This is a genomic window from Alishewanella sp. HL-SH05 (assembly GCF_052655985.1).
In genome coordinates this window covers 2,892,061-2,918,406 of record NZ_CP199753.1, presented here as the reverse complement: position 1 = coordinate 2,918,406, position 26,346 = coordinate 2,892,061, and the positions used below count along the sequence as shown (strand labels likewise).

Sequence of the window (26,346 nt, the reverse complement as noted above, 5' to 3'; positions counted from 1 at the left end):
CCCTACAAACTCAAGCGAAATAAACAATGTTGCAGATAAGTGCGCCAAAACTGGCAAAGAGCTAAGTTAGTTTGTGTTTCAGCTTGGCATCGGTAAAACCTGCTGCTGACCATTTCAAAATAACGTAGCGAACCATCAAAGAGTGTATAACTGTGATCTAATTTACTCGCTATTGTTGAATTGAGAATTTGGCGTTGCAGTGAGGCAATATATATAGGCGCCGCATTTATATTTTCATCTAAACAACTCAGAAGCTGTTTCACACAATATTGTCCCTTTTCCTTAAATTGTTGAGTCAGTTCTTCAAATTTAATCGTAAGTTTAGCCTCTACGAATAATGTCAAAAAATCTTGTTTGAAAGCATTTATGGTTGACAATGTGCAAGTAATGTTAGGTATGCGAAGTGGGATGCTTGAAGTGATCGCTGCTCCGTCATTACAATTAAACACCTGCTGAGCAGGTGATAATGCAATACGTTCTCCCATTAATTTTCTCGCCATATCAAAGCTGGAAATAGTTAAACATTCTCCTCCAAAATTTGCGTTAATAACGTAAGCAGAACCATGTGTTTGTTCATAATCATATAGTTGAGAACCGTCTTGCTGAAAATAAACAGAATCTCGTGCATGATGAGAATGTTGATTTTTAAAACCGAAATCGACGCCTATTAAATAGAGTTTTTGAACTCCTATACTTAAAAACAAATCAACAGCAAAGTTGGTTACGGTATAGTAAGAATAGTTTAATTGCAGCAAGCTAAAATGAGTGAAATTCGATGTAAACTCTCGATGTACATCTGTGTTTTCAACCGACACTAAGAGATTTTTTTGAAAAACCGCCAGTATTGCTGGGTGTATATCAGCTGGACCGATTAAGGTCAGATGTTTAAGATACGAAGCGGGTAGTTTATTTAGATAAAATAGCGTGTCAGCACCACGCTCTAATTCCATGTGATAATCGGGTGTAAGGCCATTACGATGTAGGGTTATTAATGCCGTACCACAGCTAATCAAAATAAGATTTTTTCGATGCTTTACCACATAATCAATATGTAGGTCTAAACTGGGACCATTACCGACGATGAATATAGGGGCTTGTTCTGAAACTTGTTTATTTGTTAGGTAAGTGGCGTTGGATATATTTTGGTAATAATGGTTTAAACTGGCAAACTGTTTTTCAAAATAATGGCTTTTACCATTACAAGACTGCACTATTTCTAATAACAGGTGATAAGCAGAGAATAGCGTTTTTTCATAATATGGTTGATCGATAAAGATATCTGTTAGCTGGAGTTGTCCACTTTGATACTGAGCTGTAATGCGTTGCTCAACCTCTGCAGTCTGCTGGCAAAAATACAAGTCTCCTTTAAATTGGTACCAGGCTACAGTAAAAAGTGACGCGTAAAGAAAGTCTGTATCTGGCTCTAGAACCAAAAGATACTCTGAATTTTCTAGTGCTTTGCCACAGGCTTCATAGTCAGCGCTACCCAGTAAAATCCGCTCAGTAACAAAGTGAGCATTCTGCTCAGACGCAGTTTGTATGGTCAATTGTAATTGTTTAACGTTTTTAAATAACTTTGCAAACGCAGTGTTAAGTAATTTTTCCGGTAAGCTAAAGTCAAACACAACCGGATCTCGTGTTAATGAGGACTGTTTTATTGTGCCTCGATGCGCTTTGTTTGCACTGACTGAGAAGACTTTTCCACATTTATCTTGCATTGCATAATGCTGCTGCCATATTACAAGTTGCCAGTTTTGCCATTGATATGAGTGCAATTTTTCATAGAGTGAGGATTGGTTTTTGGCAAGCCATGCAAGGTTTTTTCTAAAACATGCTTGTTCATCATGACTTATTGATAGTGAAATGGTCCTAGGGTTAACTTGGGAGATGGCACTGGCTAAAAACTGTGGTGTTAGCGCACAATTCTTAGAATTGTCACTGTGTTCTTGCTGATATAACTCTGAAGCTAAATGTGGGTAGTGCAAATGTTCAAAATAATACACAGGTCCTGCATCAGGGTAAGCTTGTTTCAGCTCATCTAAATCAGCTTTAACGCTTTTTGCTGATGTTCCCAGTTGCACAAAAAGTTGAATACCCTGTGCTTGACAGAAGGTTAATATTTCAAACCACGGAGCACTCTGTAAAGATAATAATAAAATATCAGGTTCTGGTTCGTAGAAGATGACAAATCTTGGTAGCGCTTTTTGCAACAATGGCAGCAGGTGGTAGCCTAATCCAACACCGATAATCACTAACACTAAGTTGGATTGAGGCAGTGATTTGCTATCTAAAAACTGTGCTACAGCATTGGCTGCTTCGGCTTCAGGGTCTTGTCCGTAAAGCATTGCCCCAGCTGTTTTTAAACACAAGTTCAGAGTCTTGTTCCCGTTTACAACTATTTCATATCGTTGGGGTTTTTGCTTTATTATCTCAGCTAACGATGGAATTTGCCGTGTGATTGCCTGTATGTTTTTTGTGCTTCGCTGAACTATCGCTACAGCTGCGGCGGCTTCGGCTTCTGCTTGGCATTCAGTGTCTAAGTCGACATGATAGTTAATTGATTCAAACATACTGCTCTGCTTATTGTTGTATCATGACGCTAGGTATTTGAGACTCTTCAGCACGACTTAAGCTACCTGGTGTTATGGCCAGTTCAAAATTGAGTAAATGACCGCCAGCCTTAAATGTATCGTCTAACTCACTTAACGAAAAAAATATCCTTGTTAGATGTTGTTGTTTGTAGCGGCGGTTTAATAATAAAGGCACTGCAGCACATAATGCGGGGTTCCAACTTAGTGTAATGGCTCGATGTTGGTCACCAATACTTATTTGACCCGTTGTTGCACCGAAGCTTGCGCTTGAAGAGACCAAGGTAGAAACATTATGAGTATGGTCGCATTCATCTGCCAATGAGAAATGCTCTGGCAAAGCCCCACCTTGCCAAACCTCAAGTGTTGCCGGCTGCTCTAGCTCTGTCATATTGATGGTCATAATCCCCAGACGAATAATAGCGTCATTACGAACAGGGGGATCCAGTTGATAGCTAATACGAAGCTCTTCGGTGGTTTTACTAATTTTGATGATCTTGGTTAAATTAAAATGAGCTAAGTCTAATTTTGCTGTGATGACATGAAAATTTAACTCATCAGTTAACTCAGGATTGACCCATTCTAAATCAGTTATTCTGCGCCGAAGTCCGGGCATTTCAATAATTAAACCACCTGAGTAAAAATCTGCCGCTAGTGCAATCGTATCAAAATAGCCTTGATGTTTGGTTACCAGTAATGGTTTGAATTGCCAGCTTTTGAATGCCAAGCTGTCAATACTCATACCGCGACGAAGGTTAAGTGTTAATTTAATTTGAGACGTCGCTAAGTGCCAATAAATTGCTTCATCATCAATCTTGAGCTCAAGCTTATTTTCAGTATCTGATGCTAAAGTTTGAACTGTTGATGGAGAGGTTACACGGTCAATCGTGGACAGTTTTTGTAAGCAAGATAGCCAACGCTCTTGGGTAATATGTGTGCGAAAATCACTTGCCCACAATTCGCATAGGGTTTGCCATTGATATGAATTAGCGTCATGGCTTAGCTGTTGGTATTGGGAGTGGCATTGTGTATTTAACCATATATTGTCTCTGCCAGCAGCTGCCCAGCGATTAACATTATATTTTGCCTGTTTTTTAACTGGTATAGGCTGATTTAATGAAGAGAGCCTCATGGCATTTTCTGGTTGCAGCTTACTGAGTTTCAACGCGTCTGTTGGGCTAATAAATTCAATTCCAGTTTGTTCTTGTAATTGTTTTAGGATACGTTGCAGTCTAGTCCACTCCCCTTCAGGGTGGGTTTTACCTTCAGTACTGAACCTGCCTGGACGATAATTAAATACTTCAGCATCATTTGCGTAAATAGCTAACGGCAATTCTTCACTTGCCATTCTTTGCTGCACAAAGTTCAGATATTGAACTATCGGAATATCGCCATGAACAGCTCTTTGCAAACGCTGAAATAAGACCGAGTCTGACCAGAGCACAGGGAGTTTAGTTGTGGTTACTCCACAGGCATGCGTCGGCATGTCATGATGTTCATATTTTAGGGCAAGACGAATGTTATCTCTATCCATAATCAGACCGTGATAGCCTACTTGTTGATAGAGCTCAACAAGACTAATTGCAAACGCCATTTCATTCACTAGCACGAGAGAGGGACGATAGTTTAAAAGCGTTTGATAAAGCGCTAAAGCGAGTTTTTGATTCCACAGATTAACTTGAAAAGGAACTAGCGGGCCAATTAATTGGCTCCAACCGCTACCAATCAATTCACAGCGCTGCTGTGCTAACAACGTTTTAAATTTATTAACCCATACCGGATCCAGATGATTGATTTGTTGTAATGTCCATCCTGTCAATTCTATGCCAATGGGGATGTTGCTTTGTTCAATGAGTTCAAGTATTGGCCAGTAACATTGTTGAATCACTTCCGGTCGAGCTGATTCTGCTATTGAGGAAAACGCTAAATTTAGATGAAATAAAAGATAACCACGCTTCATTTTGCCTCCAATAACGTTGAGACGCAGTGACGTAATTTATCACCGTTTGCGCCAGCAAGACGTTTTTGGGCGTTTATCGCTAAACACCGACTCAGAGTTTTTGAACTAATGAGGCGTTGTAGTTGTGTAGTCGCATCAATTTCATTTTTTGCGACTAAGGCTAGCTGCTGTTTACTTATCTCATTAAGCTCTTGTTCGTCCTTGTTTCCGTATGGTGAGAAGACCACACAGGGAACACCGTAATAGAGCAGTTCATAAAAACTGATGCCATACAGTGTGACTGCAAATGTGACACTGTTCATGAGTTTGGCAAGATTAGGTAAGTTACGATGAATATGTATCTCTCGCTGAGTATTTTCGGGCTTTGTAGGTGCGGTTGCAAAAGGTCCTTGCACCCAGTGAAAAGTTAAATTTTCAGGTAACAGTCGATCAAGCGTGATTAACCATTCTTTTCCTAAGTTGGTCGTATCCGCACCGCCTGTCAAAATCAACAATGAATAGGTTTTTTCAACAAGGGTTTCAGCCGATACTTTTAATAAAAATGCATCCCAACCGAATTGACATTTTTCTTGTTGCCAAGCAGATAAAGTGGGATTCACTTGAAAAGAAGGGGTGTATAACATAGTTAAAAGCTCTATATATTCAGCTAGTGCATCAATTGCTATGGTTTTGACTAGCTGAACATGCAGTGCTTTTAACAAAGTTGCGAATGTATCTGGTGTACTGTGATAATGAAAATCAAATATAACTAAACGACAGTTTAAACGAGTAACTTGTTTTAATATTGTTTCAGAAATATTCTGCTCAAAATCGATTTGCTGAACCGTTAAATAGTCTGGGAATGCTTGAGAGATATGCTGATCACTTTGTAATAACAAGTGCATTTCATACCCCAGCGGTTTTAAATGTTGCGCAGCAACACTAATACGGCTTAGATGCCCCAAGCCTATTTTACTGCCAGCATGGCAAGCTAGCAAAATAGTATGATTTTCAAGCTTATGCATGTTTAGCTGGTTTTAAAGTTTGCCTGGTCGATACGAGAGGGCGTAAACCATCAGACGGATCGGCTCGCCAAGCACGATCAGCGAGTTCTGATGCTACTGGCTTTTTATCGCCATCGCCGTCAGCTTGAATCGCTTTTTTATAATCAGAAATGACTTGTCCGATTTGCTCAGGTAACCAGCAATGGCCGGTTGCAAACTCTTCTCCTAAGCCGTCGAGATCAAGATGAAATTCAATGGTCTGAACATCATAGTGATGAATGGCTCGCTGCAGCACTCCTGGTTCCACCGTGTGATCTGACCAGCCGACTTGGCAACCGGTTGCTTGTTTAAGCGTATTAATTGCAGCTAAGTTAGCTTGACTATAGGGTGTAGGATAAGCTGATGTGCAATGTAATAGGGTTAAATCAGAACATTTGTTAGCTTTTAGTACAGAAACCGCATGGTTTATTTCATCTATCGTTGCCATACCCGTAGATAAAATCACAGGTTTACCCGTTAACGCGGTAGCAATCAAAAGGTCGTCCCATAAAAGTTCGTAAGAGGCAATTTTATAAAAATCCACATAAGGCTGCAGTTCTTTAACGGCGTCCAGGTAAAATGGCGTGCAACAAAATGCAATTTCTCTTTTACGACAATGATTGGCTAACTCAGGCAGAAACTCAACAGGTAATTCCCATGCTTCTCTTTCTAGTAAGCTTGGTTTAAAAGCGAGTGCTTCAGTTGAGAAAAGTTCACGCAGTTTAAACAATTGAAACTTCACTGCACTACAACCAATGTCAGCAGCGGCATCAATAAATTTAAAACAACGCGCTAAATCTCGGGCGTGATTGCTGGATACTTCGGCAATAAACTGAACCATAATAGCTGCTCCTTTTAGGTGTCCTGTGCAATATCAAAATGAATAGTATTTGCCACCTCAGCGACGATTGCTTTTGCTTCTTCTACATTAGCCGCTACGGTGATAACCCAGCAAAAGCGACAACCGTTATCAATAAAATCGGTGATATAATCACCTGCTTTTCGAGTCAAAATGATCTCAGCAACACCCGGTATAGATCGCGCTTTTTCCAATCCATGAATAGCCTTTATTTTGCCTTTAGGGGGAAATAGACCGCTACAAACTGCTGTTTTATGCACGCTATCCTGAAGCAGTTTTTCATCTAAAGGCCGGTTTAAGGCAAGTTCCATCACGGCTTTAATCGGATTTTTACCACTACTTAAAGGAGTGGTGTACTGGGAATGAAAGCCTCCACTTAAGCGAGCGGTCATTTCTAAGATCATTGGCCCTTGCGCTGTTAAAATCATATCTGCTTTAGCAGGCCCAAAGGTAATTCCAAGCGAGCGTGCTGCGGCATCAACAACGTCATATATCTGCTGTTGTCGAGTCTCATCTAGTACTGATGGATCAACATGTGCTGTCTCAATATGATAGGGATGAAAACCAAATTCACGATCGGCCATGCCGACATGATAATGTTTATTATTCCATATGATAGTTTCAACACTTTGCTCAGTGCCAATAACATATTGTTCAATAATTGCCGTACCTGTTTTAGATGCTTGTTTGGCATTATGCAGGGCCAACGCTAGTTGGCTCACAGAATCAATTTTCATACTGCCACGTGAGGCAGCATTATCAACGGCTTTTACAATCGCGGGGAAACCGATCTTTTCAAGGATCTTTAGTGCTTCTTCTTCACTGGATACTTCTGCACCATAGGGTGTGGGAATACCATCTTCAATCCAACGCTGCTTCATCAATACTTTATTGTTAGAACGTTGCGCAACATCCATTGGTATCCCAGGTAAACCTAGCGCATTGGTCACTGCGGCAACAGTAACGGCAATGTCTGAGCCGGCAAATACTGCTTTTAAGTTTAAACGTTGTTGATTATCTTGAGCAAATTTGACGTGCCCAGCAATGTCTTTTGAATCAATTACCACGGCCTCGTCACAAAATGCAAAGCCTTCTGCTTGAGGGTTACGATCGGTTGCAACTACATACAGACCAAGCGATTTTGCTGTTTTAATGGCAGGAATTTGCATAATGCCTGCGCTTATGATGAGAATAGCCTCTTTTTTTTGCATGGTCATAATTATTTCTCTGCTTGCTGATTGGGTTTTATTAGCCACATGGCTATGGTGTCACCTGCCCCAGTATGTTTGGCAAATCGGTCCATGGCCCCTTTGTTGGGTTGCGAAACCGTACCACTATCATTACCGCTACCAAATCGCGTAAAGCGTTGTAAGGCGAATCCGGCTTGATTTGTTAATTGCACTAGGGTATCAAATGGAAATAGGTGAAGATGTTCAATGGGCATCAAGTAACGCCAATCACTTCCAAATGCTGTTGATAATTCTCCTGTAACGGGAGTTTCTATCAATAGCCAACCGCCTGGAAGAAGAAGTTCATATGCTTTATGCAAATATGCGATGGGGTCCATAACATGTTCAATTAAATGCCACATTGAAATAACATGATATTGTTGTTGATGATCCAAAAATTCTTGATTCTGGCAATTTAGCCCTTTGCTTTTCGCAATATTTATACATTCAGCACTAGCATCTAACCCCATAACATTGGTTGCGCCGGCATCTTGCATCATCTGCAAGAATTGTCCAGTCGCACAGCCAACATCTAAAACTTGCTTGTTGTTGAAATCGGATAATTTTATGCCGAGATCAGCAAACGTTAATTTTTTGTCTCGACAAAAAACTGAGTAACCATCGTCACTTAGATAGATGGAGCCCGCTGATTTTAAACTTTGATAATGAGTATAATATGCGCTTATTTGTTCTGCAGAAGGGTATGGGTGATGCCGCAGTACTCTGCATCGCACACATTTAGCGTAAGAAATGTCATGCTTGATGATGAGATCACTGATATCTGTGGCGCCGCAAATTGCACAAACATTAGTTTGAATGACTGCATTGCTCATGGCCAAATTCCTTAATTAGACTTCAGGTAGTTTAATAACGATTGCTTGGCATGTTGCGCCAGAGAATGCAGAGTCCAAAGGCGATCTGATGAAACGAGAGTAAAAGACTCGATTTGTTGTTTCAAACGTGAAAAATCACTGTCCTCGGCTAGCCAGGGTGAATAATTAGGTTGATAGAGTAAAGCATCAGGTAAAAACCGGGTTTGCTTAGTGATTTCAGGCGTTACTTTTTTTTGCATACAAAACAACCTCTCTACCAATACCAAGTTTTGACAACGCGGAATATAACTCCGAAAGTAATTCGTGCTGTCCATTTTCTAACATATTTTTTTCAAAAGTCATGCGTTTGGTGTGACAAGCGCGGCCAACATCATCATGACCAATGTAGTTATCACCCATTGTTAAGAATAGATCGATTGGAAAGGTTGCTTCTTGATGGACAACTTCAAAACCACAGTGATTTAATAACCTGCTTAATGATGTAAAATTAAAATAATTTAAATGATGTGGTGGTGCTACCCACCATTTGGCATAGTCCAAATGCTGGTTTAAAAGTGTTTGAAAAGGGTTAAAGTCATTGGGTACGATGATGCAAAGCAGGCCATCTTTGTTCAGTTGTTGATGAACTAAGGTCAAAAATGCGGCGGGATCGGGGATGTGCTCGAGCACTAAACTCATGTTGATTGCATCAACTTTGCCAAAAGTATCTGCCGTAGCAGGTGAAAAGAAGCCATTGAAAACGTCTAATCCAAGTTGTTTGCTAAAAGTTGCTGCTTGAACAGACGGTTCAATACCAAAGACTTGCCAATTAAGCTCTTTGCCTTTTAATAAAAAATATCCAGGCCCTGAACCAATATCTAATATCGTTCGCTGTGAAGAAGACAAATGTTGAGACAAGATCCGATAGCGTTGTTCATAAACAAGATTCCACCATGGAAGGTCTTGTTGATATCGACTTAGATAAAGTGGTTTTTCCTGATCGTAATAATCATGTTGGTAAACATCGATTAACTCTTCAGGTGAAGGTAACGGCACCACATGCTTGAAACCACAGTTGCTGCAATCAATAAGATCAAAACCGTTATGGTTACAAACGAGAGTACCGTGATGGCTTTTCCAATGTATGATTTTTGGTTCGGAAGTCATAGCAGTCTTTCTCCCGAGGCGGCATCCCTTTTTAGTGCTTTAAAAAGCCATTCGGCTCTATCCCAATCTTCTTCTGTATCGATATCCTGCACTTGCATTCTGGGCAGTTTATAGGCTAGTGCGTCTGAAGAAAAAGCAGATATTTGCTGTTGTACTGCAGTAAAACTTGACCAATAAAACTGACCAGCATCATGAAATGCCGGTTCTAGATCTTGAGAACGACTCGAATAATACTCAGGCTGAAACATGGTAACAGAGTCATCAGCAAGAATTTTAATAGCGCGCTGAATGGGAAATGCATATGAAGTGACACTAAAAATAATTTGTTTGCTACTTCGCTTTAGTAGTTGCAAACTTTTGGCTAAATCGGCTGCCTGTACAAAGGGGGCGGTGGCATATAAAGTGCAAATATAGGTAGGATGCCCTAAGTGCTGTGCTACCCATTCTGTTGCATGTTTAACAACAGCGCCAGTACCCGTAAAATCATCAGCTAAGGTGTCAGGTCTAACAAAGGGAACTTCTGCACCATACTGTTTTGCTATAGCGGCAATTTCGGCATCATCGGTGGAAACGATAATATGTTGGAAAACACCCGAGCTCTTCGCTGCTTCAATAGACCACGCTATCATAGGCTTACCACAAAAATGTTTAATATTTTTTCGTGGTATGCGTTTACTGCCTCCGCGTGCGGGGATAATAGCGATATTCATATGGCTTTCCATATCTAAACAAATAGGATCATAATTATTTATGCAATCTGCGTTGATGCATAAATAAGCTCTTGTATTATGTAAAACTGCTGCTCAGTTGTTAATTCGGGAAACAATGGCAAGGTAATCGCTTGTTGATAATAGTGTTCGGCTTGTTCGCAATAACCTCTTTGAAAGCCCATCTTTTTATAAAACGGCTGGAGATAAATCGGAATATAGTGCACATGGCCGACAATACCTTTATTGCGTAAATGTTCCACACAGGCTTTATGTTTATCGGGAGTTATTCCTGATAGTTTAACGATATACAGATGGTAACTGCTATAACAAGCAGCCTGCACTTGCAAAGGGATAATACTGGGGTGTGCATGCAGTAGTTGATTATATTGCAAAGCTAATGTGTTACGTGCAGTGATAAATTGCGTTAATTTTTTAAATTGGCTTAGACCTAAAGCGGCTTGGATATCGGTCATCCGATAGTTAAACCCTAACAGCAGTTGTTGATAATACCAGGGGCCGTGACTTTCTTCCGTGAACTCTTCACTTTCTGAAGTAATCCCATGACTGCGCAACATTTGCATTTTACGCGCTAAATCGCTCTGATTCGTTAACGCCATGCCACCTTCACCAGAAGTAATAATTTTTACCGGGTGAAAACTAAAAATACAGATGTCAGAATACTGACAACTGCCCACTGGTCTATCTTGATATTGAGCGCCAATAGCATGCGATGCATCTTCGATAACCTTAAAACCGTATTTCGAAGCCAATATTGCGATTTTTTCCATTTCACAGGATTGACCTGCAAAATGCACCGGGATCACCAGTTTGGGTAGCATGTTGCTTTTATTCGCTTCAACAAGCTTTTCTTCTAACGCGTGAATGCTCATGTTGGCGGTATTAGGGTCGATATCGACAAAGTCGACAGTTGCACCACAATACAATGCACAATTTGCCGAGGCGACAAAGGAAATGGGGGAAGTCCAGACACGATCACCAGGTCCAACGCCAAGAGCTAAACAAGCAATATGCAAAGCTGAAGTAGCGCTGTTTACGGCTACTGCGTGATTCGCCCCACAATATTCACTGATAGCTTGCTCAAAAGCGGGAACTTGTGGCCCTTGAGTTAGCCAGGTTGAGTGTAATACTGTTGTGACTGCCGCGATATCTTCGGCATCGAGTTGCTGCTTACCATAAGGGATCATAGAGCCGCTTCCAAATTAAATTGTGCAATTTGGGCAACGGATAAAAAATCTGGGTTAGTGTCAGAAACATACTCAAAGCCATCTTCAACGGGTTGGCCTTGTTCGTTAAGCCCGTTAGAAGTAAAGTCATTACTGCGATTAAAAAACTTAATTGCAGGCGCAATCACAAAATGGTCTGAAAACTCGTAAGTATGATAGGACATGTCACCCGGACACATCATTTCATGTAACTTTTCACCAGGGCGAATGCCGACAATTTTAATGGGTAAATCAGGGGCCATAGCTTTGGCTAAATCAGTAATGCGGATAGAGGGTATTTTGGGTACGAAGATCTCACCGCCAAGCATCCGTTCAAAGTTCTTCAATACAAAATCTACGCCTTGCTGCAAACTAATCCAAAAGCGTGTCATATCTTGATGGGTAACCGGCAGATGGTCGCTGCCGTTATCAATCAGTTGTTGAAAGAAAGGAACAACTGAACCACGAGAGCCTACAACATTACCGTAGCGCACAACAGAGAAACGGGGGCGACTTCCTCCCACCATATTATTTGCGGCGACGAATAATTTGTCAGAAGCGAGTTTGGTGGCACCATATAAATTAACTGGGTTAGCGGCTTTATCAGTGGAGAGGGCAATGACTTTTTCAACATTACAGTCGATTGCGGCATTAATCACATTTTCTGCACCATTGATATTAGTTCTGATACATTCAGTAGGGTTATATTCTGCTGCGGGAACTTGCTTCAGTGCAGCGGCATGTATAACGTAATCAACACCATGCATCGCTCTAACTAAACGGTCACCATCCCTGACATCACCAATAAAATAACGCATGCAGCTTTGGTTAAATCTTTGCTGCATCTCATATTGTTTCAGTTCATCGCGTGAATAAATGATGATTTTTTTTGGTTTAAAGCGGTCAATAAGCGTTTGGGTATATTTATGCCCGAAAGAGCCGGTACCGCCAGTGATTAGGATCGTTTTACCATCAAACATTGTCTGCCCACCCATTTTTCTCGTTATTTACGGTAAAGCATAAGACATGCCATTTGTAATTACTCTAAAGCAAAAATATAAAAAGTCTTGTAAAAACAGCAGGTCAGTTAAATTAGTTTAACCCGTTTCTGAGCAGATGCAAGTTAATCGCTGCAGTTGTATTTTAAGTAGGGCCTTAAGATGTTTCTGCAAGTATTTTGACAGTGTCACTCATTTGAGTTAACACCACTTTAGGGCTAAACTTAATTAAGATTTGATAACGAGGCATGCTGATGAAAATTACAACGCCAAGCAATAACATCTTAAATAATGTGTTGCAGCAACAACAGAAATTAGCCCAGCAAGAAGCCAGTGGTAAGCGTATTACCAGCGCTGCCGATGATGCGGCGGGGTTGCAAATCAGTAATCGGTTGAACAGCGCGATAAACGGTCAGCAGCAAGGGCAGCGAAATATTGCCGATGGTGTTGCTTTTGCGCGGGTTTATGAGCAAGCGGTGCAAGGAGTTAGCGATAACGTGAATGAAATTGAGCGGTTGGCAATTGCAGCCGGTAATGGCATTTACAGCGATGCTGACAAACAAGCGCTGCAAAGCGAAGCGAACGGTTATTTGGCTAATATCCAACAAGGTTTAACCACGGAGTTTGCCGGTAAGAAACTTTTTGAAGATACGGCGCTTAGCTTTAATGCTGGCAATAGCAATCTACAATTACAAACCCAAGACTTAGGCGCAGCGCTGAACAGTCAAAACTTGTTCAGTATTGATTTAACTCAGCCACAAACGCTGACAACCGTGCGCGCTGTGGCAGAGCAGTTAAATGCGTTGCAAACTGAGGTCGGGGCTAGCATTAATGCCTTTGATAGTGCTTCTCGTGCGATATCAGGTCAGCAAGTTGCCACCTCTGAAGCGCGTTCACGTATTGCTGATCTTGATTATGCCAAAGCTAGCAGTGAGCGGGCGGCGAATAATATTTTATCGCAAAGCTCGGTGAATGTGGCCATGCAAGCGCGCGTGAGTTCAGAGCAGGCGCTGTCGCTGTTAAGTTAAACAGGATGATGCTTCATTTTACTAAACGCTAATTTTTTGACGCCCTGTCAAAAAATTAGCGTTTTACCTTGCAAGGCTGCACACAGCTTGTACAATAAAGTCAATTATACTTATAAACTGTGCGCTTATGTCTGATAACCCTCATCTTTATCTGGTTGATTTACAACTAAATCGCTGTGAGCGTTTGTCTACCGTCTGCAGTTTTATTGGTGAAGCTCATCAGCTTGTTAGCCCTGATGATTTAGCCAATACCCTACAACATCATCCGGCTTCGGTGGTTGTGTTAGGGGCGACCGATCAATTAGATGCCAGTGCGATTATTCGGCAATTTCCGGCAAGTGCGTTTTTAGTTATAGGTGACAGCCAAAGTTATTTATTAGAGCAGGCCAACGTGATTGGCGTGTTAAGTGAGCCTTTTTCCTATAATAGCTTAACGCAGCTTTTGCGCGATGCGCAGCAGTACCATCGCTTATTACCCACCCACAAACAGCAAGATAATCAAGTGCGCTTCGATGGCATGGTTGGGCAAACACCGGCCATGCAAAAAATTCGTTTTTTGATCCAGCAAGTGGCCAAAACTGAAGCGAATGTGCTGGTATTAGGGCCTTCAGGTACCGGTAAAGAAGTGGTCGCTCGGAATATTCATCTATTATCGAACCGCGCCAATGGGCCCTTTGTGCCAATTAATTGCGGGGCAATTCCGGCTGAATTGTTAGAAAGTGAGTTATTTGGTCATGAAAAAGGCGCCTTTACTGGGGCTATTTCTACCCGCAAAGGCCGTTTTGAGTTAGCACAAGGCGGCACCTTATTTTTAGATGAAATTGGTGATATGCCACAGCCCATGCAAGTGAAATTGCTGCGGGTGTTGCAAGAGCGGATTTTTGAGCGCGTAGGTGGCAGCCAAACCCTGAAAGCCGATGTGAGAATTATTGCGGCAACCCATCGCGATTTAGAAGTGATGATTACAGACGGCGGTTTTCGGGAAGATTTATATTACCGTTTAAATGTGTTTCCTATCGATACGCCTGCGCTGTGCGATCGTGCAGACGATTTACCGATTTTAATTACTGAATTACTTAACCGCCAATATGCCGCACATCAAGCAAAAGTGAAGTTTACTGAACGCGCACTCGACAGTTTAAAGCTACACAGTTGGCCAGGTAATGTGCGCGAGTTGGCTAATTTGCTCGAACGTATGGTGATTATGTATCCGGATCAGATCGTCGATGTGGCCGAGCTACCGAAAAAATATCAGCACCTAGATGTTGAATCTTATCAGCCGGTGTATCCAGAAGCGTTACAAGAGCGTGATCTGTTAAATGCGTTATTTCAAAGCGATGACAGCAGCGACAGTGAGGAGGCCGCCGGTTTTGAGACAGTCGCTACATTTACCTCTGTTATCACTCAAGATACCTTGCCGGAAGAAGGCTTAGATTTAAAAGAGTTTCTCGCTGAATTAGAAATTCGTTTTATTTCCCAAGCACTAGAGCGCCACGATTTTGTAGTGGCACGGGCAGCCGATATTTTAGGTTTGCGCCGCACCACCTTGGTTGAAAAAATGCGTAAATACAATTTAGGTAAAGAAGAGTAACTCTGCAGCACTTTGAGCCTGCTGTCAGATTGTTGACGCATAAAGCTGTTTAAACTCAATGATTTAATCATGGCACATTCTCTGCATTGCTCCTGTTAAGATCCGCCAACTGCTTCGCCGTTGGCCCTTAGCAGCAGGAGCCACTCTATGTCAGTATTAACCGCAACCAGCCACTTGAATGAAGTATCAAGTGCGACTGTGCATCCTTTGATCGCGCCAGCAAAAAGCAGTGCGCGCTCGCAAGAGCAGCGGTTAAAACACATTCTGCAATGCTTACCCTCCGGCGTGGTGTTGCTTGATGGTTGGGGCCGCGTGATTGAAGTGAATCATGTCGCGGTAGAGATGCTTGGCGAGCCTTTGCTCGGTGAATCATGGCTTAATGTGATTAACCGCTGCTTTCGACCTCGCAGTGATGATGGTCTAGAAGTGTCGTTAACGGATGGCCGGCGCGTAAAACTGCAAATCAGTGCTATAACGCCAGACTCTGGGCAACTTATTGTGCTGACCGATCTCACCGAAACGCGTGAGCTGCAAAATCGTTTAAGTCATCTGCAGCGTTTATCCACGCTGGGTAAAATGATGGCGACGCTCGCGCATCAAATTCGCACCCCTTTATCTTCTGCCATGCTGTATGCAGAGAATTTACGTAGCCCAAAACTGCCTAATCAATCACGTGAACAATTCCAAGATAAGTTACTGGCGCGCTTGCACGATTTAGAGCAGCAGGTGAACGATATGCTGTTATTTGCGCGCTCAGGTACGGCACAAGCCGTGGCTAGCATAACATTACAGAAATTGATGGACGAGCTGGAATTGCGCAGTGAAGCTTTGCTTAGCCATCATCATGCCACTCTTAAGATCAGTTTAACCTCACCGCAATTATCTTTACTAGGCAATAAAAACAGCCTGGTAGAAGCCTTATTAAACTTATTGCATAACAGCTTACAAGCCGCAGGCGATAACGCGCAATTGTGCTTAGCGCAGCAAATCGGCAAGGCAGGGCAGTTAACTTGGCAATTTAGTGATAATGGCCCGGGTATTCCCCCAGCCGTGCAAGCGCAGATGTTTGAGCCGTTTTATAGCAATAAAGCCGGTGGCAGTGGTTTAGGTTTAGCGGTTGTGCATGCGGTGGTCCATAGCCATCAGGGCAGTATTCATTATGTTGATTTAGCAGCAAGGCCAGAGGGCGCGTTAAGTGGCGCCTGTTTTGAGATCAGCTTACCTATTCATCATAGTGCCTCAGCTGCTAAGACTAAGGAGTAATGCCATGTCAGATCTGAAAATATTAATTGTGGAAGATGATGCCGGTTTACGCGAAGCCTTAATCGATACACTGAGTTTGGCTAATTATCAGGTGCTCAGTGCCGCCAGTGCCGAAGAAGCCTTGCTGCTATTAAAAAAACAAAGTGTGCAGCTGGTGATCAGTGACGTGCAAATGGGCTCGGTATCCGGTTTAACCTTGTTAAAAACCTTACGCGAACAATATCCGCAATTACCCGTACTGATGATGACGGCCTATGCCACTGTGCAAGATGCGGTTGAGGCGATTCGTTTAGGGGCGATTGATTATTTATCGAAACCGTTTTCACCTGAGGTGCTGGTCAGTACGGTAGCGCGTTATGTGGTCGCTGAGCCAACAGACAGCTTTACGCCGATTGCCGCGGCCGAGCAGAGCAAAGCCTTGTTACAATTGGCCGAGCGGGTGGCGCATTCTGAAGCCAGTGTGATGATCTTAGGCCCCAGTGGCTCGGGAAAAGAAGTGCTGGCACGGTATATTCATCAACAATCAGCCCGTGCAGCTGAGCCTTTTATCGCCATTAACTGCGCAGCGATCCCCGATAATATGTTGGAATCTACCCTATTTGGTTACGAAAAGGGTGCGTTTACCGGCGCGGTGGTGGCGTGTCCAGGTAAATTTGAACAAGCACAAGGCGGTACCATCCTGCTGGATGAAATTACTGAAATGCCGATGAATTTGCAGGTTAAACTCTTACGAGTGCTACAAGAGCGCGAAGTAGAGCGGTTGGGCAGTCGTAAGACTATTAAGTTGGATGTGCGCATTTTAGCCACCAGTAATCGAGAGCTTGCTCAAGCGGTAGCCGATGGCCTGTTTCGTGAAGATTTGTATTATCGTTTAAATGTCTTTCCGTTAAGTTGGCCTGCATTAGCCCAGCGCCCGGAAGATATTGTGCCATTGGCGGAGCATTTATTGCGCCGGCATTGCCATAAACAACAACGGCCAACCTGCCAGTTGAGTAAAGCGGCTAAGCAGCGTTTAACCCAGCACAGCTGGCCAGGGAATGTGCGCGAGCTCGATAATGTGATCCAGCGTGCTTTAATTTTACAAGGCGGTATTGAGATTGCGGCGGCTGATATTTTATTAGAAGTGCCGGGTTCACTCGGGCAAAGTGCCGTGCCGCGGGTGCAAGGTGTGAGTTCAACGATGGCTGATACCACTGATTTTAAAACTGAAATTCATGAGCAAGAGCATAAGCTTATTCTCGCCACGCTACAGGCTTGTGCTTTTAAACGCAAAGACGTAGCAGAAAAACTTGGTATCAGTGATCGCACCTTGCGTTACAAATTAGCGCGGATGCGCGAGTCAGGTATTGATATTCCGGCTTAAGCGAGCTTCATACGTCATTTCACTACAAAGCCTTACGCTGCTTGGCAACGAATGCCGATGCTGCGTAAGGCTATCTTGTTATAACCCCTGTTTTCCCTGTGTTTGGCGAGTTGGCACAACTTCTGCTTAGTCTGTTATATCCTCGTAAATAACAAAATTTTGACAGGCAGCATTATGGAAATTAAAGGTCAGGCGTTATATGCCCAAATGCAAAGCATGGCAACCCAAGCACGTGCTTTGCCCTTCGAAGCCGATCCAAGCATGGCGGTGCAGCCGACAAACAGCAGCCAGTCAGATTTTTCTACCTTGTTTAAAAACGCGCTAGGCAGTGTTAATGAAATACAGCAACAAGCTGGTGCAATGCGAAATGCCGTTGAATTGGGCGATCCAAAGGTGTCATTGGCGCAAGCCATGATTGCATCACAAAAATCCTCTTTGGCTTTCGAAGCGACCGTGCAAGTTCGTAATAAAGTGGTCGAAGCCTATAAAGAAATTATGTCGATGCCGGTCTAATTAGACAGACAGCGCAAGCAGGAGAAGTATGGTGGCAGATAATCAATCGACAGAACTGGCGTTAACCAACACCGATTTTAGTAATGACAATCAAGCGCAAAACAAGGCGGGCTTTTTAAGTTCCCTGGGTGGAAGTGGTGATTTGCTAAGACAGGTGACGTTGATCGTGGCGTTAACTATTTGTTTGGGCATCGCCATCTTGATTATCCTGTGGGCTAAAACCCCTGAAATGCGGCCACTAGGCACTTACAACACGCAGGAGCTTATCCAAACGCTCGATCATTTAGACGCGCAAAAAGTGAAATACAAATTAGAAGGTAACGTTATTTTAGTGCCTGAAGATTCTTTACAAGATGTGCGCTTAGGTTTGTCTCGTGCAGGTTTAAACCAAGAACCGTCATTGGGTACCGAGTTTTTATTACAAGACAGCGGTTTTGGGGTGAGTCAACGTTTAGAAATGGAACGGCTAAAACACAGCCGTGAGCAACAGCTAGCGAGAACTATTGAAGAGCTTCAAAGTATTGCCAGAGCTCGGGTACTACTGGCTATTCCTAAAGAAAACGTGTTTGCTCGACAACAATCCTTACCGTCCGCCACGGTCTTAGTCACTGCACGTGGCGGCCGAGTGATCCGCGATAGTGAAGTTGATGCGATTGTCGATTTAGTTGCTTCAGCCGTACAAAGTTTAGAGCCAAGTCGTGTCACCGTTACCGATCAAAATGGCCGTTTACTAAATAGCGGTTCTCAAAGTGGCAGTTCAGCCCGCAATCGTCGTGAATTAGAAATGCAACGTAGTCGTGAAGATGAGTATCGTCAGAAAGTTGATTCCATCTTATTACCGGTACTGGGCATGGGAAATTATACTGCGCAAGTGGATTTAATGATGGACTTTACCGCTGTTGAGCAAACCCAAAAACGCTATAACCCAGATTTACCAGCAATTCGCAGCGAAATGGTGATTGAAGAAAACAGCGTTGGCGGCGGCAGTGGCGGTATTCCTGGCGCATTGTCCAATCAACCGCCTATGCCTTCGGCAATTCCTGAACAAGCTACTGGGGGCAGTTCACAAGCGGTGATCCCGGGGCGCAATAGTCGTGAATCTACTCGTAACTTTGAGCTTGATACTACAATTAGCCATACCACTCAGCAAAGTGGTGTTATACGTCGCTTAAGTGTGTCGGTTGCGGTCGATTATAAACAAGGCGTCCCTCAAGACGACGGCACCCTTGGCCCCGCCACTCCGATGGCGCAAGCAGAATTAGAGAATATTCGCCGTTTATTACAAGGTGGCGTTGGCTTTGATGTTCAGCGCGGCGATACTATTGAAGTGATTTCGGTGCCTTTCGTTCGTGAACAAGTCGAAGCATTATCTGATGTGCCGATTTATGAACAAGATTGGTTCTTGCAAGTCGTTAAGTTGGTAATGGGTGGTTTGGTTATCATTGTGCTGCTACTCTTTATTGTGCTGCCAATGCTGAAAAAACTCATGAACCCAACTGAAACCGTTGATACTTATGATGAACAAGCTATGACAAATGGTTTAGATCTGGGTAATGATGACGATATAGCTGTGGCACAATTTGATGAGAAGTCAGTCGGATTTGCTCCAGATGGCACCCTGATGTTACCCGATTTACATGGTGACGAAGATTTATTAAGAGCGGTGCGTGCCTTAGTGGCAAACGAACCAGAGCTGTCCTCATTGGTAGTTAAGAATTGGTTATCTGAAGATGAATGAGAAAAAAGAAGTTAAAATCTTTGATGTCAATAAGTTAGATGGTGTCGAAAAGGCCGCTATCTTATTACTGAGTTTGTCAGAAGAAGACGCCGCGCAAATTCTTAAGCATTTAGAGCCGAAGCAGGTACAGCGGGTTGGTATGGCGATGGCGCAAACTACTGATTTGAATCAAGCTAAGATTTCAGCGGTACATCGGCGCTTTATCGAACAGATTCAGAATTTCAGCACCATTGGTTTCCAAAGCGAAGAGTTTATCAAGCGAGCATTAACGGCGGCGTTAGGTGAAGAGAAAGCGGCAAATCTGATTGACCAAATTGTTCTTGGTGGAGGGGCCCGCGGCCTCGACTCGTTAAAATGGATGGATTCAAAGCAGGTTGCCAATATTATTCGCAACGAGCACCCGCAAATTCAAACTATCGTTTTATCTTATTTAGAGCCAGAGCAATCGGCAGAAATTTTATCGCAGTTTTCAGAAAAAGTGCGATTGGACTTAACCATGCGTATTGCAAACCTTGAAGAAGTTCAACCCGCTGCGTTGCAAGAGTTGAATGAGATTATGGAGAAACAATTTGCCGGTCAAGCGGGTGCACAAACCGCGAAAATGGGTGGCTTAAAAGCAGCGGCCGATATCTTGAACTACCTAGATACCAACTTAGAAGGTCAGCTGATGGATTCTATCCGTGAGCATGACGAAGAAATGGCGCAACAAATTCAAGATCTGATGTTTGTGTTTGAAAACCTGATTGACGTTGATGATCGTGGTATCCAAGCCATTCTGCGTGAAGTACAACAAGATGTATTAATGAGAGCCTTAAAAGGCACCGATGAGAATCTGAAAGAGAAAATCTTGAAGAACATGTCGAAACGCGCCGCTGAATTATTACAAGACGATCTAGAAGCGATGGGCCCAGTTCGGGTAAGTGAAGTTGAAACCGCGCAAAAAGAGATTTTATCGGTGGCACGACGCTTGTCTGATGCCGGTGAAATTATGTTAGGCGGCGGCGGTGGCGAAGAATTCGTTTAAACGCGAGGGCTAGATGAGTAAAGATGCGTTTCGATATAAAAAACCTTTTTCGCCTGACGAAGCGGTTTCTGATTTGCTGCAAACCTGGGATACCCCCGATATGACGGCAGATACCGAAATGCTGCCAGGGCATACTAATGCGCTGAATTTACGACGCCCAAGCCCAACGACGACCTCTGACCCAGCCGAGGAAGAAGAAAGCTTTAAACCGCTGACTGCGGCCGATATGGAGCAACTGCGGCAATCTGCTTATGATGAAGGCTTTACCGAGGGTAAAGACGAAGGCTTTAGTAAGGGGTACAACGAAGGCCGTGAACAAGGGCAACAAGATGGCTTAACGCAAGGTTTGGCTGAAGGCAAAAAACAAGGCCTAGCGGCGGCGCAGCCCGATATCGATGAAAAATTGGCGCAACTAACGGCGTTAATCGAACAATTACAGCAACCGCTGGCCGATTTAAATCAGCAAGTTGAGCAGGCATTAACCGAGTTAGCTTTAGCAATGGCCAAAGTAGTGATCGGCGTTGAAGTCAAAACCAATCCTCAGGTGATTTTGCAAGCCTTGCAAGAAGCCACTGCGGCCTTACCGATGCAAGCGGGTCAACTGCTGATTAAACTGCATCCAGATGATTTAGCCATTATCCGCGAACATTATTCTGCAGATGATTTACAGCAACGCCAATGGCAATTACGTGCTGAGCCATTGGTAGAACAAGGCGGTTGCTTGGTAGAAGCCGAAAAATCCAGTGTCGACAGAAGTTTGACGCAACGTCTACAAAGCAGCTTGGAACACTTCCTGCATCAGTCCTCTCCAGAGTAAACCGCTTTTTATCTGACAATGCTGCTTGTGCAGCACAACACAGGGGTTTTATGACTGAACCTGTCAGCTTGCTTAACCGTGTTAAGCAGCAACATCAGTATATACATCAGAGCCGGCCGATGGTTTCTGGCCGCTTAGTGCGTGTAGTTGGCTTAACGCTGGAAGCCGTGGGCTGCAGCGCGGCTATTGGCCAAGCCTGTTTAGTCGACAGTGCTCGCGGCCAAATTATGGCGGAAGTGGTGGGTTTTGCCCAAGAGCGCGTGTTTTTAATGCCGCAAGATGATATTGACGGCGTGGTGCCGGGCGCTCGGGTCACGCCGCTGTTGCAGCACAAAGGTGTGCCGCTCAGCATGGCATTGCTGGGGCGGGTAATTGATGGTGTAGGCCAACCGCTGGATGGCAAAGGGCCAATTACAGCAACACACTATGCTACAGGTAAAGGTAAACCGATAAATCCGCTACATCGGCGGCCAATTAAACAGCCGCTAGATGTCGGGATCCGCTCTATTAACGCCATTTTAACCGTTGGTAAGGGGCAGCGTATGGGCTTATTTGCCGGCTCTGGCGTTGGTAAAAGTGTGCTGCTGGGCATGATGACGCGCGGCACGGCTGCGGATGTCATTGTGGTGGGCTTAGTAGGTGAGCGGGGACGCGAAGTAAAGGAATTTATCGATGAAATTTTAGGTGAAGAAGGTAAGAAACGCTCTGTCGTAGTTGCCGCACCGGCCGATGTGTCACCGTTAATGCGTTTAAAAGGCTGTGAAACGGCGGTGCAAGTTGCCGAGTATTTTCGTGATCAAGGCCTTGATGTATTACTGCTGATTGACTCTATTACGCGTTATGCCCAAGCGCAGCGCGAAATTGCCCTGGCCGTTGGTGAGCCACCCGCCACGAAGGGCTATCCACCCTCAGTGTTCGCCAAATTACCGGCGCTGGTTGAACGTGCAGGTAATGGCTCGGGCAATCAAGGCTCAATAACCGCTTTTTATACCGTGCTATCAGAGGGTGATGATTTACAAGATCCGATCGCCGATGCGTCACGTGCGATTTTAGATGGCCACATTGTGCTGTCGCGCAGTCTTGCCGATGCCGGGCACTTCCCGGCAATTGATATTGAAAAATCGATCAGTCGAGTCATGCCCGCGGTAACCAGCGAGCAACACCAATTGATGGCGCGCAGTATTAAGCAGTTATATGCCAGTTATCAGCAAAGCAAAGATTTAATTGCCATAGGCGCTTATGTTCGAGGCAGTGATCCGCAGTTAGATTTGGCCATCAACATGTTGCCGCGCATCAATACCTTCTTACAGCAAGGCATGAAAGAAATTGTGCAATATGATGAGTGTCTGACGCTGCTTAGTCAGTTGGCTCCCCAACCGAAGCGAGCTAACTAATGGCCAATGAACGTTTAACGTTGTTAATTAAAGTACAAAAAGAGCGTGAGGAAACCTTGCAGGCGCAATTTGTACGAGCACAGCAAGCGTTTGTGCAGGCTGAGCAAAAATATCAAGGCTTAGCCGATTATCGCACTGAATATATTCAGCAAAGCTTGCAGCAAGGCAGTGCCGGCCTCGGTGGTCGCCAATATAATCAGTATGTAAGTTTTATCAGTAAGTTAGATCAGGCATTAACTCAGCAAGGTCGGGTAGTACAGCAAAATCGTAACGCAGCAGAGCAGCGGCGGCAAACCTGGTTAAAAATGCAGACCAAGCGTAAAGCTTTAGAGATCTTGATTGAACAAGCTCGACAAAAAGAATTTCAACTAGCAGAAAAACAACAACAAAAACTGGCCGATGAATACGCGGCGCAACGTTTTTATCAACGTACTAAACAGACAGAGCAGTACTAAACCATTACAAACAGTTAAAAGTGGCGCGGTTTTTGTATGGTATTTGCATATAAATAGGCTTACACAGCAGCTTAGATGCATGCGGAGTAACAGATGACTCAAGGCTTACAGTTTTTCCTAATGTTTAACGGCTTAGACAGCACGCCTTCTGGCGAGCAGGCTGCGGCTGGGCAATTTAATGATCCGGCCAGTGCGCAGCAAGCCGGCGTGTTTCAACAATTGCTGCAAGATAAGCAACAAAAGAGTACTGCAGGGCAAAATGTTGCCGCCAATTCGCGTCAAGCTGACAAAGCTCAAGCGACTTCTATAGAAAGCAGCGAGTCCACAAAGTCTAGCATTACTAAGCCTGCTGTAACGACAGCCGATAATCGTGCAGTTGTTGCTGAGCCGAAAATGTTAACCGATCCCATGCTATTGGATAGCATTGACGCATTAAGCGAACTCGCCCCTGATTTAGATATTGCTGAGCAGTGGTTGGGGTTAATTAAACAATCTACGGATACCAGTACACAGTTGCGTTACCGAGCGCAGGTGGCCGCTGAGTTTTTTCAAATTCAACCCAAACCAGATTTTCAAACTATCGGGCCTGTACCCTTACCCGAAGATAGCCTTTTTAGCGAAGTAGATGCGCAGTTTTTTAGTTTAGACATGCCTGCTGGCGATGTTGAATTAAACACTTTTACTGCGGCACAATTGGCCGCGAGTATGCTACCCAAAGAGGCACTAACTGCTGAACAGCAAGCGTCAAATGCAGCAGCAACCGATGTAATAGACACCAATGCAGCCGTATTAGCTAAGCTCTCGTCAAGCGACGAGCAAAAGGCCACAGCGCTTGGTCATGATAGCGCGAAATCGGCATTGAGTAATGCCTCAGCGGCAGCAACTACCGTGAGTGATAAAGCGCTTACTCAAGCTCAGCAGGATGAGCAAGCGCAAGCTGCGGCATTGTTAGCCTTAAAGCAAAAAACCAGTGCCTCACAATTTACGCTAAATGACAGCCCAGTGACTGATCGCCTCACGCCGATTATCCCGATAACGGATGATGCGGCGCTGACCGAGGTTATTGACTCAAACTTAGGTGATGTTGCGCCAGAGAAAGCGGCCGATAAAGCCGCAGCGCTGGCGTCGTTAGAGCCTTTAGCAGTAAAGGCAGAGACCAAAGCGGTGCTGGATGAGCAAACGGTTCAAGCGTTAACGGCAAAACAACAAAATGAACAAAGCTTACAAACCGCTGAGCTTAGCTCAGTTGACCTTGAGCTAGAAAACTCGCGCATTACGTTGCCAGAGCAAGCGGTTACTATTAAGTCAGCGGCCAGTAATCAATCTGAAACCGGCGCTTTAAATAAGATGGCTAGTCAGAGCAACTCTGTCAACACCATAGCGAGTCAACCCGTCAGTTCACTGGCCGCTGCAGCTCAGCAAAATGACAGTAACGCCGACATTTTGACCGCTGAAGCGGAGCAAACCGAGCAGGCGTTAGCCGACTTAGAGACACAATTGGCCGCCAGTAACAGCCTAAATAGCAAAACCAGTCAGGTAGAGACGCCGCAGGCGAGCGTCTCGGCAGTAAATTCTACCGCGATACCTTCAAGCGATCAGAGCGCAGCAACTGCGGCTATGCAAAGTGCGCCGTTACAACCTGTTTCGCTAAATACTGTGACGGAAGATCAAGCTGAGCCTATTATTGTCACTGCCCCGACAGCCGAGTTAACTAAAGTGCCTACAGCCAGTGTCGAGACCGCCGCAAACATCAAGTTAAACACCCTTGAGAATGTGGCCAAAAATGCCACCAACAGCGAGCAACAACATGAGCAATCGGGCCAGCAACGCCAAGATGCTCGTCAGTTTGCCGCGGTAAACCTAGAAGTGAGTTTGGCGCAGCAAGCGAATAACGTGCCAGTCGCCAGTAGCAGCTCACCGACAGCAAGTGAATTAGCTAATAATATGCTGCGTGCTGAGGGTTTCACTGGCGCTTTAGAACAACAAACGCGCGCTCATCAAAGCAAAGCCCCTGTAGCAACCTTACCCACCAGTATGCAGCAGCTACAATTACAGCAAGATGCGGCCGGCCAGTTACGGGAACGCGTGCAAATTATGGTAAGGCAAAATATTCAGGTGGCGGATATTCGTTTAGATCCCGCCGAATTGGGGCAAATGCAAATTCGCGTTAATTTACAGCAAGAACAAGCATCGGTGCAGTTTATAGTGCAACAAGCCCATGCTAAAGAGCTATTAGAGCAACAAATGCCGAGATTACGTGAATTATTGCAACAACAGGGCATTCAATTAGGCGAAGGTCAGGTGCAACAGCAATCGCGACAAGACCGGCAATCTGCTGATTCTGGCTCGCAGCAAGGCCAGGGCCAAGGTTCGGCGCTGTTTGATGATATTGATGGCCCAGTGCAAGAGCGCAGTGTCGAGGTACAACATAGTGAGCGTATCGTGGATTACTATGCCTAAGCAGACTGAGATGGTTTAGCCGTTTGGCGGCTGAAAGTAAGTCGATTTCACAGTTATCACGGCTTTTCGTTTACAACAGCCGTGACAGGTGAGCATAATACCAGTAATTTAGTCAGTTTTTTGACGGCAAAG

General features: G+C 44.2%; 22 protein-coding genes. 11 read left to right on the top strand and 11 right to left on the bottom strand.

Annotation, left to right across the window (positions count from 1 at the left end; genetic code table 11):
- Positions 1-2 precede the first annotated feature (2 nt).
- From ACUJFL_RS13370 to pseB, 11 genes are read right to left on the bottom strand one after another with little or no spacing between them, the layout of a single operon-like run.
- Positions 3-2,570, bottom strand: coding sequence for a motility associated factor glycosyltransferase family protein (locus ACUJFL_RS13370; protein WP_445427761.1), 2,568 nt, complete (start codon positions 2,568-2,570; stop codon positions 3-5).
- 10 nt (positions 2,571-2,580) lie between these two features.
- Positions 2,581-4,548 carry a hypothetical protein gene (locus ACUJFL_RS13365; RefSeq protein ID WP_445427760.1) on the bottom strand — a complete coding sequence of 656 codons (1,968 nt, stop codon included), beginning with the start codon at positions 4,546-4,548 and terminating at the stop codon, positions 2,581-2,583.
- Positions 4,545-5,552, bottom strand: coding sequence for a hypothetical protein (locus tag ACUJFL_RS13360; RefSeq protein WP_445427759.1), 1,008 nt, complete (start codon positions 5,550-5,552; stop codon positions 4,545-4,547). The genes ACUJFL_RS13365 and ACUJFL_RS13360 overlap by 4 nt, the downstream gene beginning before the upstream one ends.
- Complete coding sequence (locus ACUJFL_RS13355) at positions 5,545-6,411, bottom strand: N-acetylneuraminate synthase family protein (protein WP_445427758.1); 867 nt, start codon at positions 6,409-6,411, stop codon at positions 5,545-5,547. Before ACUJFL_RS13355 ends, ACUJFL_RS13360 begins: the two co-directional genes overlap by 8 nt.
- A gap of 14 nt (positions 6,412-6,425) precedes the next feature.
- The gene (locus ACUJFL_RS13350) at positions 6,426-7,646 is read right to left on the bottom strand and encodes an ATP-grasp domain-containing protein (protein ID WP_445427757.1); all 1,221 of its coding nucleotides are present in this window, start codon (positions 7,644-7,646) and stop codon (positions 6,426-6,428) included.
- 2 nt (positions 7,647-7,648) lie between these two features.
- A complete protein-coding gene (locus ACUJFL_RS13345; protein WP_445427756.1) occupies positions 7,649-8,491 on the bottom strand; it encodes a class I SAM-dependent methyltransferase in 843 nt (280 codons plus the stop codon).
- 11 nt (positions 8,492-8,502) lie between these two features.
- Positions 8,503-8,730, bottom strand: coding sequence for a hypothetical protein (locus ACUJFL_RS13340; protein ID WP_445427755.1), 228 nt, complete (start codon positions 8,728-8,730; stop codon positions 8,503-8,505).
- Complete coding sequence (locus ACUJFL_RS13335) at positions 8,708-9,637, bottom strand: class I SAM-dependent methyltransferase (RefSeq protein ID WP_445427754.1); 930 nt, start codon at positions 9,635-9,637, stop codon at positions 8,708-8,710. The genes ACUJFL_RS13340 and ACUJFL_RS13335 overlap by 23 nt, the downstream gene beginning before the upstream one ends.
- A complete protein-coding gene (gene pseF, locus ACUJFL_RS13330) occupies positions 9,634-10,347 on the bottom strand; it encodes a pseudaminic acid cytidylyltransferase (protein WP_445427753.1) in 714 nt (237 codons plus the stop codon). Before pseF ends, ACUJFL_RS13335 begins: the two co-directional genes overlap by 4 nt.
- Positions 10,348-10,385: 38 nt before the next feature.
- On the bottom strand, positions 10,386-11,552 hold the full coding sequence (gene pseC / locus ACUJFL_RS13325) for a UDP-4-amino-4,6-dideoxy-N-acetyl-beta-L-altrosamine transaminase (RefSeq protein WP_445427752.1): 1,167 nt from the start codon (positions 11,550-11,552) through the stop codon (positions 10,386-10,388).
- Entirely contained in the window at positions 11,549-12,550 is a 1,002-nt protein-coding gene (pseB, locus tag ACUJFL_RS13320; RefSeq protein ID WP_226751898.1) for a UDP-N-acetylglucosamine 4,6-dehydratase (inverting), read from the bottom strand. Before pseB ends, pseC begins: the two co-directional genes overlap by 4 nt.
- A gap of 272 nt (positions 12,551-12,822) precedes the next feature.
- Here pseB and ACUJFL_RS13315 point away from each other — a divergent pair, with 272 nt between their 5' ends.
- The 11 genes from ACUJFL_RS13315 (at position 12,823) to ACUJFL_RS13265 (ending at position 26,214) form a co-directional block, all read left to right on the top strand.
- A complete protein-coding gene (locus ACUJFL_RS13315; protein WP_445427751.1) occupies positions 12,823-13,596 on the top strand; it encodes a flagellin in 774 nt (257 codons plus the stop codon).
- Between the two features lie 127 nt (positions 13,597-13,723).
- Positions 13,724-15,187, top strand: a complete 1,464-nt coding sequence (locus ACUJFL_RS13310) for a sigma-54 dependent transcriptional regulator (RefSeq protein WP_226751822.1) — start codon at positions 13,724-13,726, stop codon at positions 15,185-15,187.
- Positions 15,188-15,334: 147 nt separating this feature from the next.
- Entirely contained in the window at positions 15,335-16,450 is a 1,116-nt protein-coding gene (locus ACUJFL_RS13305; RefSeq protein WP_445427750.1) for a sensor histidine kinase, read from the top strand.
- Between the two features lie 4 nt (positions 16,451-16,454).
- Positions 16,455-17,813, top strand: a complete 1,359-nt coding sequence (locus ACUJFL_RS13300; RefSeq protein ID WP_445427749.1) for a sigma-54-dependent transcriptional regulator — start codon at positions 16,455-16,457, stop codon at positions 17,811-17,813.
- A 174-nt stretch (positions 17,814-17,987) separates the two neighbouring features.
- Positions 17,988-18,326, top strand: coding sequence for a flagellar hook-basal body complex protein FliE (fliE, locus tag ACUJFL_RS13295; protein WP_226751825.1), 339 nt, complete (start codon positions 17,988-17,990; stop codon positions 18,324-18,326).
- A gap of 28 nt (positions 18,327-18,354) precedes the next feature.
- Positions 18,355-20,064 carry a flagellar basal-body MS-ring/collar protein FliF gene (fliF, locus tag ACUJFL_RS13290; RefSeq protein WP_226751826.1) on the top strand — a complete coding sequence of 570 codons (1,710 nt, stop codon included), beginning with the start codon at positions 18,355-18,357 and terminating at the stop codon, positions 20,062-20,064.
- A complete protein-coding gene (gene fliG, locus ACUJFL_RS13285) occupies positions 20,057-21,088 on the top strand; it encodes a flagellar motor switch protein FliG (protein ID WP_371930731.1) in 1,032 nt (343 codons plus the stop codon). Before fliF ends, fliG begins: the two co-directional genes overlap by 8 nt.
- Before the next feature lie 13 nt (positions 21,089-21,101).
- Positions 21,102-21,905, top strand: a complete 804-nt coding sequence (fliH, locus tag ACUJFL_RS13280) for a flagellar assembly protein FliH (RefSeq protein WP_226751827.1) — start codon at positions 21,102-21,104, stop codon at positions 21,903-21,905.
- 50 nt (positions 21,906-21,955) lie between these two features.
- Complete coding sequence (gene fliI, locus ACUJFL_RS13275) at positions 21,956-23,299, top strand: flagellar protein export ATPase FliI (RefSeq protein ID WP_226751828.1); 1,344 nt, start codon at positions 21,956-21,958, stop codon at positions 23,297-23,299.
- Entirely contained in the window at positions 23,299-23,754 is a 456-nt protein-coding gene (gene fliJ, locus ACUJFL_RS13270; protein ID WP_445427748.1) for a flagellar export protein FliJ, read from the top strand. The genes fliI and fliJ overlap by 1 nt, the downstream gene beginning before the upstream one ends.
- Positions 23,755-23,847: 93 nt before the next feature.
- Entirely contained in the window at positions 23,848-26,214 is a 2,367-nt protein-coding gene (locus tag ACUJFL_RS13265) for a flagellar hook-length control protein FliK (protein WP_445427747.1), read from the top strand.
- Positions 26,215-26,346: the final 132 nt, after the last annotated feature.